At 67.7% G+C, this 15,600-nt stretch carries 13 protein-coding genes and 1 tRNA gene; 6 read left to right on the top strand and 8 right to left on the bottom strand.

What is annotated here, in order from left to right; genetic code table 11:
- Nucleotides 1–54 precede the first annotated feature (54 nt).
- From AC5P78_RS03375 to dtd, 4 genes are all read right to left on the bottom strand, one after another.
- Nucleotides 55–696: a hypothetical protein gene (locus tag AC5P78_RS03375; protein ID WP_012481354.1), complete on the bottom strand. Its 642-nt coding sequence runs from the start codon at nt 694–696 to the stop codon at nt 55–57.
- 90 nt (nt 697–786) lie between these two features.
- Nucleotides 787–862, bottom strand: a tRNA-Ile gene (locus AC5P78_RS03370).
- 448 nt (nt 863–1,310) lie between these two features.
- Nucleotides 1,311–3,164: an RNA polymerase sigma factor RpoD gene (gene rpoD / locus AC5P78_RS03365; RefSeq protein WP_005411179.1), complete on the bottom strand. Its 1,854-nt coding sequence runs from the start codon at nt 3,162–3,164 to the stop codon at nt 1,311–1,313.
- 89 nt (nt 3,165–3,253) lie between these two features.
- Nucleotides 3,254–3,694: a D-aminoacyl-tRNA deacylase gene (dtd, locus tag AC5P78_RS03360; protein WP_005411180.1), complete on the bottom strand. Its 441-nt coding sequence runs from the start codon at nt 3,692–3,694 to the stop codon at nt 3,254–3,256.
- A gap of 61 nt (nt 3,695–3,755) precedes the next feature.
- On the opposite strand from dtd, the gene AC5P78_RS03355 reads away from it, so the two are divergent.
- From AC5P78_RS03355 to AC5P78_RS03340, 4 genes are all read left to right on the top strand, one after another.
- A complete protein-coding gene (locus AC5P78_RS03355; protein WP_012481359.1) occupies nt 3,756–4,676 on the top strand; it encodes a lauroyl acyltransferase in 921 nt (306 codons plus the stop codon).
- A gap of 65 nt (nt 4,677–4,741) precedes the next feature.
- Nucleotides 4,742–5,878 carry a GTP cyclohydrolase II RibA gene (gene ribA, locus AC5P78_RS03350; RefSeq protein ID WP_099484463.1) on the top strand — a complete coding sequence of 379 codons (1,137 nt, stop codon included), beginning with the start codon at nt 4,742–4,744 and terminating at the stop codon, nt 5,876–5,878.
- A 75-nt stretch (nt 5,879–5,953) separates the two neighbouring features.
- Entirely contained in the window at nt 5,954–6,454 is a 501-nt protein-coding gene (locus tag AC5P78_RS03345) for a PH domain-containing protein (RefSeq protein WP_005411183.1), read from the top strand.
- Nucleotides 6,451–7,989 carry a PH domain-containing protein gene (locus AC5P78_RS03340; protein ID WP_108269990.1) on the top strand — a complete coding sequence of 513 codons (1,539 nt, stop codon included), beginning with the start codon at nt 6,451–6,453 and terminating at the stop codon, nt 7,987–7,989. The genes AC5P78_RS03345 and AC5P78_RS03340 overlap by 4 nt, the downstream gene beginning before the upstream one ends.
- 114 nt (nt 7,990–8,103) lie before the next feature.
- On the opposite strand, the gene AC5P78_RS03335 is transcribed toward AC5P78_RS03340, so the two are convergent.
- On the bottom strand, nt 8,104–9,162 hold the full coding sequence (locus tag AC5P78_RS03335; RefSeq protein ID WP_012481363.1) for a CDP-glycerol glycerophosphotransferase family protein: 1,059 nt from the start codon (nt 9,160–9,162) through the stop codon (nt 8,104–8,106).
- Between AC5P78_RS03335 and AC5P78_RS03330 the strand changes: the two genes are divergently transcribed.
- Nucleotides 9,161–9,979, top strand: a complete 819-nt coding sequence (locus AC5P78_RS03330) for a glycosyltransferase family 2 protein (protein ID WP_012481364.1) — start codon at nt 9,161–9,163, stop codon at nt 9,977–9,979. The two genes, AC5P78_RS03335 and AC5P78_RS03330, sit on opposite strands and share 2 nt — an antisense overlap.
- 43 nt (nt 9,980–10,022) lie before the next feature.
- Complete coding sequence (locus AC5P78_RS03325; RefSeq protein ID WP_185695178.1) at nt 10,023–11,144, top strand: glycosyltransferase family 4 protein; 1,122 nt, start codon at nt 10,023–10,025, stop codon at nt 11,142–11,144.
- On the opposite strand, the gene AC5P78_RS03320 is transcribed toward AC5P78_RS03325, so the two are convergent.
- From AC5P78_RS03320 to rsmB, 3 genes are all read right to left on the bottom strand, one after another.
- Nucleotides 11,117–12,391 carry an O-antigen ligase family protein gene (locus AC5P78_RS03320; protein ID WP_199801545.1) on the bottom strand — a complete coding sequence of 425 codons (1,275 nt, stop codon included), beginning with the start codon at nt 12,389–12,391 and terminating at the stop codon, nt 11,117–11,119. The two genes, AC5P78_RS03325 and AC5P78_RS03320, sit on opposite strands and share 28 nt — an antisense overlap.
- 132 nt (nt 12,392–12,523) lie before the next feature.
- A complete protein-coding gene (locus tag AC5P78_RS03315; RefSeq protein WP_227415276.1) occupies nt 12,524–14,245 on the bottom strand; it encodes an ArnT family glycosyltransferase in 1,722 nt (573 codons plus the stop codon).
- A 23-nt stretch (nt 14,246–14,268) separates the two neighbouring features.
- On the bottom strand, nt 14,269–15,600 hold the full coding sequence (rsmB, locus tag AC5P78_RS03310) for a 16S rRNA (cytosine(967)-C(5))-methyltransferase RsmB (protein WP_043034576.1): 1,332 nt from the start codon (nt 15,598–15,600) through the stop codon (nt 14,269–14,271).

Here is a 15,600-nt window from a genome sequence, read left to right as displayed (position 1 = left end):
TCGGCACAGAGTGCGGTGATCGACGGTGCTGCGCCTTCGCCGGCCGAGCAGGCCTCAGCCCGGAGGGTCCGGCAAGCGGCTTCCCTGCGCCGAAACAAAGGCGCGGGACTCGCTCCAATAGGCCTGTGGCGGTTCCCGCAACTCTGGTCGCGCCCAGTAGTCGTCGCCATGCAATACGCTCATCACATGACGCCAGCCATCACGCGGATCATGAACCTGAAATCGACCGCGATGATGGCGCGGATGATACGCGTAGTGGCCGAGCGCCTCCTGGCGCGCTTCATCCGGCGAACGACCTGTCTGATGGACCAGCGTCCATGCACGCATGTGGCGCGCATGCGCGAGCGCGCCAAGGTACTCGTCCTCATCCAGCAGTGGCACCCGCTCACCGCGGGCCAGGCACAGTGCGTCCGATTCGGCTTCATAGTCCAGCGATGGCTGCGCCAGTTCCGGGCGCCGGTGCCAATAACCTTCCCCTTCCACCTGCAGCATCGCCCAATGCCAGGGCTCGTCGTGGAAGATCAGCGCGTGTTCGTATTCGCGGCCGGGGCTCTGGTCGGGATAGCGTTGGCGTGCCTGTTCAAGTGCCAGCGCCTCGGGCACCTGTCCATAGTGGACCAGGCACCATGCAAACAGGTGCCGGCTGTCTTCGATTTCGGTGGTGAAGTCTTCCACCGGGGTATCGGTGCTGGCCATGGTCAATCCCTGTGTGCGGATCAGATGGTACCGACGCTGCAGTTCGCGCTGGGGAGCGATGAGACCTGCGACCGGTCAGGCGAGGTCGGTTGGTGGGCCCATCAGGATTCGAACCTGAAACCAAGGGATTATGAGTCCCCTGCTCTAACCGTTGAGCTATAGGCCCGGCGCAGCGTCACAGTGTAGTGGAGGCCGCGCTCGATCGGCTACCCGGCAGCAGCAAGAGCCTCAGCCACATGCCCCAACCGCTTCTCCGCCACGTCCGCAAACCAGACCTGCCGCCGCAGGTGCGCGTGGAACAGCGCCACAGTCCTCCTGGTCTCTTCCAGCCCCTTCTGGTTGTCCGCCGCCGAAGCCAGCAAATAATCCAGCACCAGACTGCGTCAGCAATGCCAGCGTCGCTCTTCGGGCAAATCCCAGTGAATCCTCGCGCTCGTCGCGCATCACATCTTCCCAATGCAGTAGCGGCGCAAACGCGCAGCCGTTGAGAAGACCTGCTGGATACGTCATCGCAAACAGCAGCTGGCTCGACTCTACAGAAAGCACACACCCCCCAAAAAGAAAAACCCCGCACCAGGCGGGGTTTCTCTCAACGCTTCAACAGCCGCTGGAAATCAATCAATATCCAGGAAGCTGCGCAGCTGCTCCGAGCGGCTCGGGTGACGCAGCTTGCGCAGGGCCTTCGCTTCGATCTGGCGGATGCGCTCGCGGGTCACGTCGAACTGCTTGCCGACCTCTTCCAGCGTGTGGTCGGTGTTCATGTCGATGCCGAAGCGCATGCGCAGCACCTTGGCTTCCCTCGGGGTGAGGCCGGCCAGCACGTCGCGCACGGTTTCAGACAGATTGATGTTGGTGGTGTTCTCGATCGGGGACTCCACGTTGGTGTCCTCGATGAAGTCGCCCAGATGGGAATCCTCGTCGTCGCCGATCGGGGTTTCCATCGAGATCGGCTCCTTGGCGATCTTCATCACCTTGCGGATCTTGTCTTCCGGCATGTCCATTTCCTTGGCCAGCTCCTCCGGCGTAGCCTCGCGGCCGTACTGCTGGAGCATCTGGCGGGAAATGCGGTTCAACTTGTTGATCGTCTCGATCATGTGCACCGGAATACGGATGGTGCGCGCCTGGTCGGCGATCGAGCGGGTGATCGCCTGGCGGATCCACCAGGTGGCATAGGTCGAGAACTTGTAACCGCGGCGGTATTCGAACTTGTCCACGGCCTTCATCAGGCCGATGTTGCCTTCCTGGATCAGGTCGAGGAACTGCAGGCCACGGTTGGTGTACTTCTTGGCGATCGAGATCACCAGGCGCAGGTTGGCCTCGACCATTTCCTTCTTGGCCTTGCGCGCCTTGGCTTCACCGTAGGCCATGGCACGGCTGATTTCCTTCAGCTCTTCCAGGTCCAGCTGGGTCAGCGTCTCGATGTCGATCGTCGCCTGCTGTTCGGCAATGATCTGGTCCTTCACTTCGCGCAGCGCCGAGGACCACTTCTGCTTGCGCTTCAGTGCGTCTTCCACCCACTCCAGGTTGGTCTGGTTGCCTTCCCAGGAACGGATGAAGTCCTTGCGCGGCATGCGGGCGGTGACGGTGGCCAGGTTCAGCACGCGACGCTCATGGGCCTTGATCGATGCCATGGTGTCGCGCAGCTGCTTGGTCAGCACGTCGGTCAGCGGCAGCGGCAGCTTCAGGGTGACGAACACCGCCGACATTTCTTCGCGCAGGCGCGGCAGGTTCTTCTTGTCGCCCTTGGTCGCGGCCTTCTTGAAGGCGTTGAAGGCATCGCTCAGCGCCTGCATGCGCGCGGCGACTTCCTCCGGATCCGGACCGGTCGGTGCGGCTTCTTCATCGCCACCGTCGACATCGTCGTCCTCGTCCTCGTCGCCTTCGGCGTCCGCATCGGCGCTGTCATCGGCAGCGACCGCCGGCGGCGCCGGCTCTTCGTCGACCAGGTCGTTGAAGCCGACGATCACTTCGGCCAGGCGCTTCTTGCCTTCCTTGTGGGCTTCGTAGTCGTTCAGCAGCGACTCGACCGAAACCGGGAACTGGCCCAGGGCCGCCTGGACCTGCGAAAGGCCTTCCTCGATGCGCTTGGCGATAGCGATTTCGCCTTCGCGGGTCAGCAGCTCGACGGTGCCCATTTCGCGCATGTACATGCGCACCGGGTCGGTGGTACGGCCACCTTCGGTGTCGAGCGCGCTCAGCGCAGCGGCAGCTTCTTCAGCCGCGGTGTCATCGACTTCGCGGTTGCCGGTGTTGCCATCGTTGAGAAGCAGGGTTTCCACATCCGGCGCAACTTCATGGACATCGATGCCCATGCCGTTGATCATGCCGATGATGTCTTCGATCTGTTCCGGGTCGACCATGTCGTCCGGCAGATGGTCATTGACTTCGGCGTAGGTCAGGTAGCCCTGTTCCAGGCCCTTGCTGATCAGTTGCTTGATTTCGGATTGGGCAGGACGTTCGTTGGCCATGTAGTGCTCGCGCCACCGGCAGGGAGAAATAGGGAACGTAGCATTATACCAGCCCGGGGCCCTGCCTGCCGGGCGGTGGTCCCGCAGGCTCAGGGCCGGAGAAGGAAGGTCACGGGACCGTCATTGACCAGGCTGACGACCATATGGGCACCAAATCGGCCCGTTTCCACCCCTGGCGCGTGATTTTCACGACAGATCTCGACAAATCGATTGAACCCGCGTTCAGCCTCTTCCGGCGGCGCGGCCGTGGTGAAGCTCGGCCGCATGCCCGAACGGGTGTCGGCGGCCAGGGTGAACTGGCTGACCAGCAGCAGGCCGCCGCCCGTATCGCGCAGCGAGCGGTTCATCTTCCCGGCCTCGTCGGCGAATACCCGGTAGCCCAGCAGGCGCTCGGCCATCCGCCGCAACTGGGCCTCGGTATCGCCCGGCTCCATGCCGACCAGGGCCAACAGGCCAGGGCCGATCTGCCCCACGGCCTCATCGTCGACATGGACGGCGGCCTGGCTGACACGCTGGATCAGGACGAGCATCGTGGGCTTCCAATGAACAGGGCCAGCCACGATAGCAGCGCCCTTGGCTAAACTGGCGCCGATGAATCCGCAACGCAAAGCCCGGCTGGTCTACCGCGCCACCACCCTGTTCGCCCGCCTGCCCTGGCCGCTGCTGCGGGCGTTCGCGCGCGCCCTGGCGTGGGCGTGGATCGCCCTCGATGCCCGTGAGAGCCGCGTCACCCGGCGCAACCTGGAACTGGCCTACCCGGAGCTGGATGGCGCCGCGCGCGACCGCCTGCACCGTGATCTGCTGCGCTCCACCGCGCTGCAGGCCATCGAAACCCTGCGGCTGTGGAGCCAGGCGCCGGCCGACAACCTGCGCCTGCACCTGAAGCAGCGCCATGGCGAGGCCCTGTACGACGCCGCCTTGGCCAGCGGCAAGGGCGTGATCGTGGCCGCGCCGCACTTCGGCAACTGGGAGCTGCTGAACCAGTGGCTGGCCTCGCGCGGGCAGATCGCCATCGTCTACAAGCCGCCGGAGGACGAGGCCAGCGATGCCTTCCTGCAGCTGGTGCGCGGCGGCCAGAACGTACAGCAGGTGCGCGCCGAAGGGCCGGCCGTGCGCCAGCTGTTCAAGGTGCTCAAGGACGGCGGTGCCACCGGCATCCTGCCCGACCAGCAGCCCAAGGCCGGCGATGGCGTGTTCGTGCCGTTCTTCGGCGTGCAGGCGCTGACCATGACCCTGGTCAACCGGCTGGCCGAACGCACGGGTGCCACCGTGCTCTATGGCTGGTGCGAACGCATCGGGCCGGACATGGAGTTCGCCCTGCACATCGAGCCGACCGACCCGGCCGTGGCCGATCCGGACCCGCTGGTGGCGGCCACCGCCCTCAACGCCGGCATCGAACGCATCGCCCGCCGCGACCCGGCGCAGTACCAGTGGACCTACAAGCGCTATACGCTGCGGCCACCGGGCAGTAGCGAGGAAGACCCGTACGCAACTGAGGAACACCCCCACTGACGGCCGCCTGCGACCACTGGCCGCACCACGTTGAATACGACGCCGGCGCCCCCATAGAGACTGCGATGTCCGCCTCCCCCGGTCCTGCCATGCCTGCTGCTTCTTCCCTGTTCGGCGATCCGGCCGCGATCCGCTGCGAACGCGCGGTGGCCGAACTGCGCGCCGGTCGTCCGGTGCTGCTCCACGATGGCCAGGGCCAGCGCCTGGCGGTGATCGCGCTGGACAGCGCCACGACCAGCAGCTTCGCCGCCTTCGCCGCTGCCGCCCGCGAGCGCCATTACCTGTTCCTGACCGCCACCCGCGCCCGCGTGCTCGGCGTGGAGGCACCACAGGGCGCGCGCCTGCCGCTGAGCGGCGTGGCCTTCGAGGCCCTGCCCTCGCTGGGCTACCTGCGCGAACCCGGGCCGATGCCCGAAAGCTGGAGCGCCGGCGACGCCTTCGATGCCGGCGCGGTGGAGCTTGCCCGCCTGGGTCTGCTGCTGCCAGCGATGGTCGCGGTGCGCCTGGACGTCGATGACCACACTTTCGACGGTGCGGCCGAGGTGGCCCTGTGCGACCTGGCCGAAGGCGCAGCACATGCGGCCCACGACTACGAACTGGTGGCGCGTTCGCCGGTTCCGCTGCGCGACGTCGGCATGACCACCTTTGCAGTCTTCCGCGGCGGCGTGGCGCAGCGCGACCAGGTCGCGATCATCGTCGGCGAGCCGGACCTGTCGGCAGTGGTGCCGGTACGCGTGCATTCTTCGTGCCTGACCGGCGATCTGTTCGGTTCACTCAAGTGCGACTGCGGCGACCAGCTGCGGCGTGGCCTGCGCAAGCTGAAGGACCTGGGTGGTGGCGTGCTGCTGTACCTGGACCAGGAAGGCCGCGGCACCGGCATCGCCGCCAAGATGCGCGCCTATGGCTACCAGCACGACGGCCTGGACACCATCGATGCCGATGCACAGCTGGGCTTCGGTGCCGACGAGCGCCGCTACGGCAGTGCAGTGGCGATGCTGCATGGCCTGGGCATTTCGCGCGTGGCCCTGCTCAGCAACAACCCGACCAAGGCACAGCGCCTGCGCAATGCCGGCATCGAAGTGCTGGACTGCATTCCGGTCACCGGCGAGATCACTGCCGAGAACGAGAACTACCTGCGCACCAAGGCCGACCGTGCCGGCCACCTGCTGGATGTCGATGCGCTGATCCAGGCTGCCCAGTAACGCAGCCGACCTGCTACCGTCTGCGCGGTGCGGCCACGGCCGCTACCGCCCGCCCTGCTGCCTGACGGAGCCCGCGTGACCGACGCCACGATTCCTGCACCACCCGCCACCGACTGGCAGTCACTGCCGCAACGCGCAGCCCGCCTGGCCGCACTGGAAGGTGCCTTTGGCGGCCTGTTCGTCCCGGGCCTGCCACTGGCGGCGGCGGCGTGGTTCTTCGATCTGCCCGGTGGCCTGTGGACCGCTGCAGCCGGGCTGCTGATGGGTGTGGCTTTTGGTGCGTGGCTGGGCCGTCGACGCCTGGTCCGCACCCGTTGGCGGCTGGACGCACAGGGCCTGGGCCTGCGCCGCGACCTCATGTGGCAGCTGGAGACGCGCATCCCGCTTTCGCGAGTGCAGCATCTCGATCTGCGCCGGGGCCCGCTGGAGCGCCGTGCCGGCCTGGCCACGCTGATCGTGCACACCGCCGGCACCCGCATGAGCGCGGTGACCGTGAGCGGCCTGGACGAGGCGGATGCCGAGCGCCTGCGCGACACCCTGTCCCACCAGCTCGACCAGGACGCCGACGCCCTGTGAGCCTGCCGCCGCCCCTGCCTGCACCGCCGCCCACCGGTACCGAGGACCACCGCCTGCACCCGTGGTCGTGGCTGTTCGTGCTGCTGATGCAGCTGCGCCACTACTTCCTGCCACTGGTCGCGCTGCTGGTGTTCGGCCAGCGCGGCGACCGCGATCCGATGTGGGCGCAGCTGATTCCGCTGACGGCAATTGCCGCCCTGGTCCTGGTGTCGGTGATGCAGTACCTCAGCTACCGCTACCGCATCGGCAGCGATGCGATCACCGTGCGCAGTGGCCTGTTGGCGCGCAACCGCCGCGAGATCCCGTTCGCCCGCATCCACAACGTGGAAGTGCGGCAGAACCCGCTGCACCGCCTGTTCGGGGTGGCCGAGCTGCGCCTGGAATCGGCCGGCGGTGTGCGCCCTGAAGCGGAGATGCGGGTACTGAAGCTGGACCAGGCACTGGCGCTGGAACGGCTGGTCCGCCAGCGCGGGCAGGCGCCGCAGGCCAACGACGCCGTCGATGCACCGCCCATTGCCGACGTCGACAGCGAACGCGTACTGCTGCGACTGTCCAGCTGGGACGTGGTGCGCATGGGACTGCTCTCCAACCGCGGCTGGGCACTGGCAGTGGCCGCGTTCGGCGTCCTGTTCCAGACCGTGCCGCGGCCGGTGATGGACGACGCCATCCAGCGCGGCGGCCGCGAGGCCTTCGGCTATGCCAGCCACCTGCATCCCGGCGTGACCGGCGCGTTGCTGCTGGCGGCGGCGGCCCTGCTGCTGGGCTGGCTGGCGCTGCGCGTGCTGTCAGTGGTGCTGACCCTGTTGCGTTACCACGGCTTCACCCTCGTCGAGCAGGACCGCCGCCTGACGGTGTCGGCCGGGATGCTCAGCCGCACCCGCAGCAGCGTGGCACGTCGCCGCATCCAGGCCTGGACGCTGCGCGAAGGCACCCTGCAGCGCTGGTTCGGGCTGCGCCAGCTGCGCATCGACAGTGCCGCCGGTGGCCCTTCGCGTGATGAGGACCGCGCCCTGCGCGAACTGGCGCCGCTGGCAACCCGCGAGCATTGCACGCAACTGGTGCAGCACCTGCTCCCCCAGCTGCACTGGCCACCGGCGCAATGGCAGTCCATCCCGCAGCGTGGCTGGTGGCGGCTGTGCCTGGGCGCGCTGCTGCTGGTGCCGCTGCTGGCCGCCGCCGCGTACTGGCGCTGGGGTCCGTGGGGCCTGGTCGTGCTGGCCTGGCTGCCGGTGGCGTTGTTGGTCGCACACCGGCAGATGGCACGCATGGGCTGGTATCTGGACGAGCACTATGTGGCCGTGCGCGGCGGCTGGTGGAAACGCTGGTGGCGCTGGGCCGAGCTGGACAAGGTGCAGGGCCTGCGCCTGCAGCGTTCACCGCTGGACAAGGTGCTGGGCACCAGCAGCCTGCAACTGGACACCGCCGGTGCGCATGGCGACGTGGCACTCACCCTGCACCATCTGCCGCAGGCACAGGCACAGCAGGCGATGGATCAACTGGCGGCCGCGCTGGCGCGGCGCAAACTGCGCTGGTGATGCGGGGTCGGATCCCGGCCTGAATCGGGTAGTGCCGGCCGCTGGCCGGCAACTGCACATCCCCCGGTTTGCCGGCCAGCGGCCGGCACGACCGCGAGCAGGGTCAGCGAGGCATCATCGCTGCGAGGGGCCCCAATAGCCCAGGTCCCTTCGGATCTGCAGATCGCGCACCCAGCTGCCGAGAGGCTTGCGGCGCAGCGCACCCATTTCACCGGACAGGAAATCCTCGGTGGCCGCGATTACCCGCTCGCTGGACAGTCCGTCGCGGTACGGATGGATGGCATCGGCGTAACGCACGATTTCCGCCTGCAGCGCGGCGTCCGGATGCAGCGCGCGCTGCAGCATCGCCGGCAGCTGTGCCGGGTCGTCGAAATCAATCATGTGCGGCTTCGGCACGCGGTTGCGGAAGGTCACCACCGGCTTGTGCTGGACGATGAACTCCGAAACGATCGACGAGGTGTCCGACACCAGCACATCGGCGGCGCGCTGCGCGGCCATCACCTGCTCCGGCTCGATGAAGCGGGCATTGGCACCGGCCAGCGCGCGGTAGCGCTCGAACAGTTCCGGCGGACATTTGGGATGCAGGGTCAGCAGCCAGTAACGTCCACCGGCAGCGATATCGGCGGCGATCTGCGCATGCAGGTGCGGTGCCGCACTCAGCCGCTCGGTGAAGGTGGAACCAAACAGGATCACCGGGCGATCGCCGGCCGGCGCGCGCAGTGCGGCGCTCTCGCCACCGTCATCGCGGAACAGCGGGTCCAGCTTCGGCCAGCCGGTCTCGGCCACCGCGAAGTGGCCCTGCTGGGCCGCGATCTCGCGGAACGGTGTCGTGGTAGCCGGCCCCTGCGTGCAGTACAGGTCGAACATGCCGCGCACCCGGAAGTGGCCGCGCGCGCTGTCGCGCTTTTCCACATTGAAGCCATGGAACAGCTGCACCTTGGCCCCCGAAAGGAAGGTCGGCACCCAGTTCGCCGCGCTGAACACCGCCCGCGGGCGCATTGCCAGGGCCTGCTTCAGGCCGACGTTGGCCACCCCCGGCAGGCTGCTGCCGGCCGCGCCGCCTTCGAACCAGGCTGCAACCTCCTGCCCGGACGCGTGCAACGCCTGCGCCAACGGGGCGAGAATAGGCAGCGCATAGCGCTCCGTCGCAAACAACAGGTACCCGGCCATCATGTCCTCCACGACCGCTCCCATCGAACGGCCTCGCATCTCGGCGTGCATTATCGCGTTCAACGAGGCCGGGCGCATCGGCGACTGCCTGGCCTCGCTGGCCTTCTGCGATGAGATCGTGGTGGTGGACTCGCAGTCCACCGATGCGACCGTGGCCATCGCCGAGGCTGCCGGTGCCCGCGTGCTGCAGCGTCGGTTCGAGGGCTTCCGCAGCCAGAAGGCGTTCTGCGTCGAGCAGGCCAGCCACGACTGGGTACTGTGCCTGGATGCCGACGAGCGCATCAGCCCCGAGCTGCGTGCGGCCATTGAACAGGCCCGTGACGGCGGCTTCGCCGGCCACGCCGGCTACCGCTTCGCCCGCCTGTCCGAATACTTTGGCAGGTTCCTGCGCCACGGCAATGCCTACCCGGACCGGGTGATGCGCCTGTTCGACCGCCGCCAGGGCGGCTGGCGCGGCAAGCGCGAGATCCACGAGGCGGCCAGCGTCGATGGCAGCGTCGGCACCCTGCGCGGCGATCTCATCCACTATCCCTATCGATCGTTGCAGCAGCAGCTGGCCAAGACCGAGAAGTATGCGCGGATGATGGCCGAGCACGAGTTCGCGCGTGGCAAGCGCGCCACGCTGGGCAAGCTGGTGCTGGCGCCGGCCTGGCGGTTCTGGCGTGGCTTCCTGTTCCGCGGCGGCTTCCGCGACGGCTGGCACGGCCTGGTCTATGCCTATGTGCGTGCCAACTACGTACGGCAGAAGACCATCATGCTGTGGATGCTGGGCAACGGCCAGGCGGTGGCCGATCCTCCAGCCCCTGAGGAACGGCCCTGAGCCGGCTGTGTCACACTTGCCGCGCGTTGCCTGAAGATCCCCCATGAAAATCCTGTACACCAACTTCCACTATGGCGACGGTGGCGGCCACACCACGTACATCGTGTCCCTGGCGCGCGCCCTGCATGGCCAGCACACGGTCCATGTCGCAGCCCCCGCCGACAGCCGCCTGCTGCGCACGGTGGCCGAGGAAGGAATCGCCACCCCGCTGCCGATGGCCTTTGGCAGCGGCCTGCCGACCTTGCCACGACAACTGGCCGAACAGCATGCGCTGCGCCTGCTGGTGCGGGACGAGGGCATCGACCTGGTCCACGTCAACGGTGCGCGTGATCACCGCTTCGTGATGCAGGGACTGCTCGGCATGCGCCGCCCGCCGATCATCCTGACCAAGCACAACAGCAAGCCCACCCGTACGCTTGGCAATGCCTTCAGGGCCCGCTGGGCCACCGACCGCGTGATTGCGGTTTCGGCACACACCGGGCGCCTGCTGGAGCAGGGCCCGTACCGGCGCTGCCCGATCGATGTGGTCCGCAACGGCGTCGACCTGGACCGCTTCGCGCCGCTGCCGGCCGACGCCGGCCAGGCAATGCGGCAGCAATGGACGCAGGACCCGGATGCGCTGCTGCTGGTCAGCAACGCCGGCACCGATGACTACAAGGGCTGGATCGACCTTGCGCAGGCCATTGCCCTGCTCCCCGACGCGATCCGGCCGCGCGTACACATGGCGGTCGCGGGTCACCTGCCCAACGCGCAGCAACGCGCGCAGGTGCAGGCCCTCGGCGATGTCGCCACGCAGGTCCACTTCACCGGACTGCTGGCCGATACGCGCCCACTGATCGCCGCCGGCGACGTCGGCTTCGTGCTGTCCAACGACATCGAGACAATTTCCTTCGCCTGCCGCGAAATGATGGCCAGCGCCAGGCCGATGCTGGTCAGCGACTACGCGGGGCTGCCGGAAAACATCGAGCAGGGAGTCGACGGCTGGGTCGTGCCCACCCGCAACGTGGCCGCCATCGCCGCACAGGTGCAGGCGATGTATGAACAACGCCAGGCGCTGCCGGCGATGGGCATGGCCGCCCGCCGCCATGCAGAGCGTGAGTTCGGCCTGCAGACCTTCGCCGGGGCGACCCTGGCCAGCTACGAAGCGGTGCTGGCCTCAGCCTGATCTGACCGGCGCGGCTCGGACAGGGCCAGCAGCAGGGCAACCCAGGCGGCATAGAACGAGGCGGTCCGCATGTCACGCAGCATCATTTCGGTAACCCCGAAGACGGCGAATGCCACGCAGATGCTCAACCCTGCCGCGGCATGCAACCGCGACCGTTCGTCGCCACGCCACAGGCGTGGCACGAACACCAGCGCCGGGGCCACGTACACCAGCACCAGGCCAAGCCCCCCCAGCACGCCGTAGGTGGCCAGGAAATACAGCAGGTCGTTGTGGGTCTCGCCGAAATCACGCGCGACCATCGCCGACACCTTTCCCTGTCCGGCAAGTCGTTCCAGCTCCTGGCGGAAGCGGTCGCCACCACCGACACCGAACACCGGCTGCTCGCGGATCATGTAGCCAGCCGCGGTCCACAACTGAAGGCGGATGCAGACCGAGGTATCTGCCAGGTGGTCGGCACTGCAATCGCCATACTCGCTCACGCCCGCATCGATGCGATCGCGCAACGCACCATCATGGGTGGCGACGATGCCGACGCCGGCCGCGAGTACCAGGCCCAGCAGGATCTTCATCCGGCCAAGCCGGCGCCCCATCACCAGCAGGCCGATCAGCAGGAAGCAGGGAATCGCCAGCAGGCCACCGCGGGTCTGCGTCCACAGGAATGCGACCAGGCCAAGGATGCCGGTCAGCAGCTTCAGCGTGGCTTCGATGCGGGTGAAACGGGTCACCGGCAGGCCCAGCGACATCAGGCTCAGCACACCGAACAACAGGGTCAGGTCGCCGTAGGTCACCGCATTGAACTGCTGGGTGGCAGGCCGCACGCCGGTCTCCAGCGCCAACCAGCCAATGATGGCTGCTGCCGACCACACCGCAGGAAGGGTGCCCAGCATCGCCCGCGCAAGGATCCTGCGCGGCACCCGCAGCGCGGCGAACAGGATCAGCAGCATCGACAACAGGCGTGCGGCCTTTTCGACCTCCGATCCCTTCCAGATGCCATGCACGCCCAGGCTGATCAGCACGCCGACCAGCATCACGCCCATGCCGATGCCCATCCACGCATAGCGCCGGGCGGAACCGGGCAGCAGGCGCGGAGCGGCCGAGGGCACCAGCAGCAGGACGATCGACAGCAGGATCGCCAGGTAGAACCCCGCGCTGCCGCCCTCCATGGTGATCATCAGCAGCGTCGGCAACGCCCCCAGCACCACGGCGTAGGCGCCGGCCAGGAAGCCCGTCGTGCGGGAAGTAGGCAAGGAAAGCGGAGTCACGTGGTGCGGTCGGCAGGTCGATGGCGATAGACCGGCACGGTGCCGGGAGCGGCCCTCATTCTAGGACAGAGCAGGCCGCTGGTTGACGCAGACTGGCCATGTCCGTCGCTCATTCGTTCAGTCCGCATCCGGTGGCCCCTGCAGCCGGTACTCGCGCTCGAGCTCCTTCAGGTCAGGCACGCAGGCCCCGGACACCGCCCCGGCGGGAACCAGCCACCAGCGACGGCGGTTGGATATGCCGGCCATCTGCGCCTGCGAACGATCAATGCACCCCTGCATGGCATCGTCATTCACCAGCAACCAGCGATGCCGGGGGGACAAGCGCTGCCAGCGCACGGCCGCCTGCAGCTGTTCATGCCAGCGGTTCTCGAATCCAAAGGTCGCCGCGCGGCGGTCCGCCATCAGCAGATTCTGTTCCTTCCAGGCCACCAGCCCCAGTTCCGCGCCGGGCCCGAGACGCGCGCCGACGTCACGCATCAGACCACGCGCAGAGCTTGAATCATTCAGCAACGGGTAGCCGAACAGGCCGTAAAGCACCCAGGCCACGGCCAGGGTCGATAGCAGCGCCAGATGGCTTCGACGCCAGCCGGTCACCACCAGGCTCAAGCCCCCCCAGAGCCCCATCGCCAGGATCGTCCACGCCAGTGCATCGGTCGCGCCCGGCGGCAATCCGCGTCCATGGGCAAGGTTCACCTCGAAGCGCGGATCACCCAGCAACGCGAGCGCCCCGACCAGGCTCAAGCCCAGTGCCAGCAACGCGGCAAACCCTCCCAGCACGCGCTGCACATCGCGCCGCTTCAGCAGCCCGGGCAGCAGCGGCGCCAGCGCCAGGCAGAACATCGGCAGCGCCGGCAGGATGTAGACATCACGCTTGCCCTGGGGAATCGAGAAGAACAGCACGACCAGCAACCACCACGCCAGCGGCAGCAGGTAGCGTGGATCGCGGCGGCACAGGCGCCGCCGCCACGCCGGGATCGCCCATGGCAGCGCCAGGAATGCGGGTATCCACATCGTTGGCATGACACCGAAGAAGTACCACCACGGCTGGTGATGGTCCCAGGACTGCGTGTAGCGGCGGGCCGTCTGCCGCACCAGGATGTCGTTGATGTAGCCGCGGTACTCGTCCGATCCGGTGCCCAGCGCGGCCAGCAGCATCGGCGCCAGCCACAGCGATATCGCCAGCAGGAAGGCCAGCGGTGCCAGCCAGAAGCGGCCATCGCGTGCGTGCAGGGAAACACGGGGCCACTGCAGGGCTGCAGCGATGGCCGCCGGCACGATCATCAGCAGCGCCAGCATGCCCACGCCCTTGGTGATCACCCCGATACCGGCAAAGAACCAGCCCAGCCACCACCAGCGCCAGGCCGGGCCCAGCAGCAGGTGGCGCAGCAGGCCATAGTTGGCCAGGGTGATGAACAGCACCAGCAGCGGATCGATCTGCGCCTTTTTCGCCTGGAAGGTGAACTGCAGCGCGAACAGCAGTGCCCACCCCGCGCAGAGCCCGACCTGCCGCGTCCACAGCCGGCGCCCCAGATCGACCACGCACCACAGCGTGCCCAATGCGGCCAGCAGCGAGGGCAGCAGGAAGGCCACGCGCCAGTGGCCAACCAGGCCATACAGCGAGGCCTGCCACCACATCAGCATCGGCGGCTTGTCCGAATACAGCTCGGTACCGCGATGCGGGAACAACCAGTAACCGCTGTCGACCATCTGCCTGGCCACCAGCGCGAAGCGTGGTTCGTCAGAAGGCCACGGATCGCGGAGACCGAGCCCGGCCCCCAGCACCAGCAGGGCCACCACCACGAACAACCACGTCTGGCGCGACGCGTGGGTCTTCAGCATGGGACTCGAAACGGCAGCGGGGGTCAGGCTGCTTTTATCAGACGCGCGTAGAAGAAACCGTCAGCATCGTTGTCACCAGGCAGTCGCTGGCGTGCCACACCTTCGCAATCCACGCCGAACGCATCGCCCAGCGGCTGCGCCACCGCGTCCGGATGCCACTTCAGGAACGCACGCACCTGATCGATGTTCTCGGCGCGCAGGATCGAGCAGGTGGCGTACAGCAGCACCCCGCCCGGGCGCAGCATCGACCAGCAGGCTTCCAGCAGGCGCGCCTGCACGCCCACCAGTGCATCGACGTCCTCGGCGCGACGGTGGAACATCACATCCGGCTGGCGGCGGATCACGCCCGTGGCCGAACATGGCGCATCCAGCAGGATCGCGTCGAACGGCACGCCGTCCCACCACGAACCGGGATCGCTGGCATCGGCGACCAGGGTCTGCGCATGCTCACCCACACCGGTGCGGGTGTAAGTGTCACGTGCCCGGGCCAGACGGCGCGCGTCGATATCCAGCGCCAGCAGGCGCAGGCTCGGGTCACGCTCCAGCAGATGCGCCGATTTGCCGCCGGGTGCCGCGCAGGCATCCAGCACGCGGGCACCGGTCGCGGGTGCCAGCGCATCGGCCGCGCATTGCGCCGACAGGTCCTGCACCGACAGTGCACCATCGCCGAAGCCCGGCAGCTGGTTCACGGCAACGGGGGTCGCCAGGCGCAACGCATCGGCGCACAGTGCAGTGGCTTCAGCGGCAATGCCGGCCTCGGCCAGCGTCGTCAGGGCCTTGTCGCGACCGCCGTGCTGGCGGTTGGCACGCAGCCACAAGGGCGCGGGTTGCAGGCTGGCGCTGAAGATCGCTTCGGCCTGCGCCGGCCAGTCGCGTTCGATCGCATCAGCCAACCATTCCGGGAAGGCGTCGCGCGCAGGCTGCTCGGGGAACCCCTCGCGCTGGGCGCGGCGCAGGATCGCGTTGACCAGGCCTGCCTGGCGCTCACGGCCCAGCGCGCGCGCCGCATCGACCGTAGCCGAAAGCGCTGCGTGCGCAGGCAGTTCGAGCACGTCCAGCTGGGCGAAACCGACCATCAGCAGCGTGCGCAGGTCGGCATCGCGCGCCGACAGCGGCTTCTGCATCCAGGCCTGCAAGGCCGCATCATAGGTGCTGCGACGGCGCAGCACAGCGAAACACAGGGCTTCCAGCAGCGCGCGGTCGCGGCTGTCGGCCAGCTTCGGCAGCGCCCAGGCCAGTTCGGCCTTCAGCGAACGGCCACGGGTGAACACCTGTGCCAGCACGCGTGCGGCCAGCATGCGCGTGGCCGCGCCCGGTGCCGCCTTGGCGACGGAGAAATCGTTCTGCTTGGACAC

The sequence above is a fragment of the Stenotrophomonas sp. YJH_SMC_133 genome (assembly GCF_059370655.1).
This window is presented reverse-complemented; position numbering and strand designations above follow the sequence as displayed.

Bases quoted from the DNA above. Each gene is read 5' to 3' on its own strand.
- AC5P78_RS03375 (WP_012481354.1), bottom strand. From the start codon at position 696: ATGGCCAGCACCGATACCCCGGTGGAAGACTTCACCACCGAAATCGAA.
- AC5P78_RS03315 (WP_227415276.1), bottom strand. From the start codon at position 14,245: ATGCTGAAGACCCACGCGTCGCGCCAGACGTGGTTGTTCGTGGTGGTG.
- AC5P78_RS03355 (WP_012481359.1), top strand. From the start codon at position 3,756: ATGAATCCGCAACGCAAAGCCCGGCTGGTCTACCGCGCCACCACCCTG.
- AC5P78_RS03325 (WP_185695178.1), top strand. From the start codon at position 10,023: ATGAAAATCCTGTACACCAACTTCCACTATGGCGACGGTGGCGGCCAC.
- ribA (WP_099484463.1), top strand. From the start codon at position 4,742: ATGTCCGCCTCCCCCGGTCCTGCCATGCCTGCTGCTTCTTCCCTGTTC.
- AC5P78_RS03330 (WP_012481364.1), top strand. From the start codon at position 9,161: ATGTCCTCCACGACCGCTCCCATCGAACGGCCTCGCATCTCGGCGTGC.
- dtd (WP_005411180.1), bottom strand. From the start codon at position 3,694: ATGCTCGTCCTGATCCAGCGTGTCAGCCAGGCCGCCGTCCATGTCGAC.
- AC5P78_RS03335 (WP_012481363.1), bottom strand. From the start codon at position 9,162: ATGATGGCCGGGTACCTGTTGTTTGCGACGGAGCGCTATGCGCTGCCT.
- rpoD (WP_005411179.1), bottom strand. From the start codon at position 3,164: ATGGCCAACGAACGTCCTGCCCAATCCGAAATCAAGCAACTGATCAGC.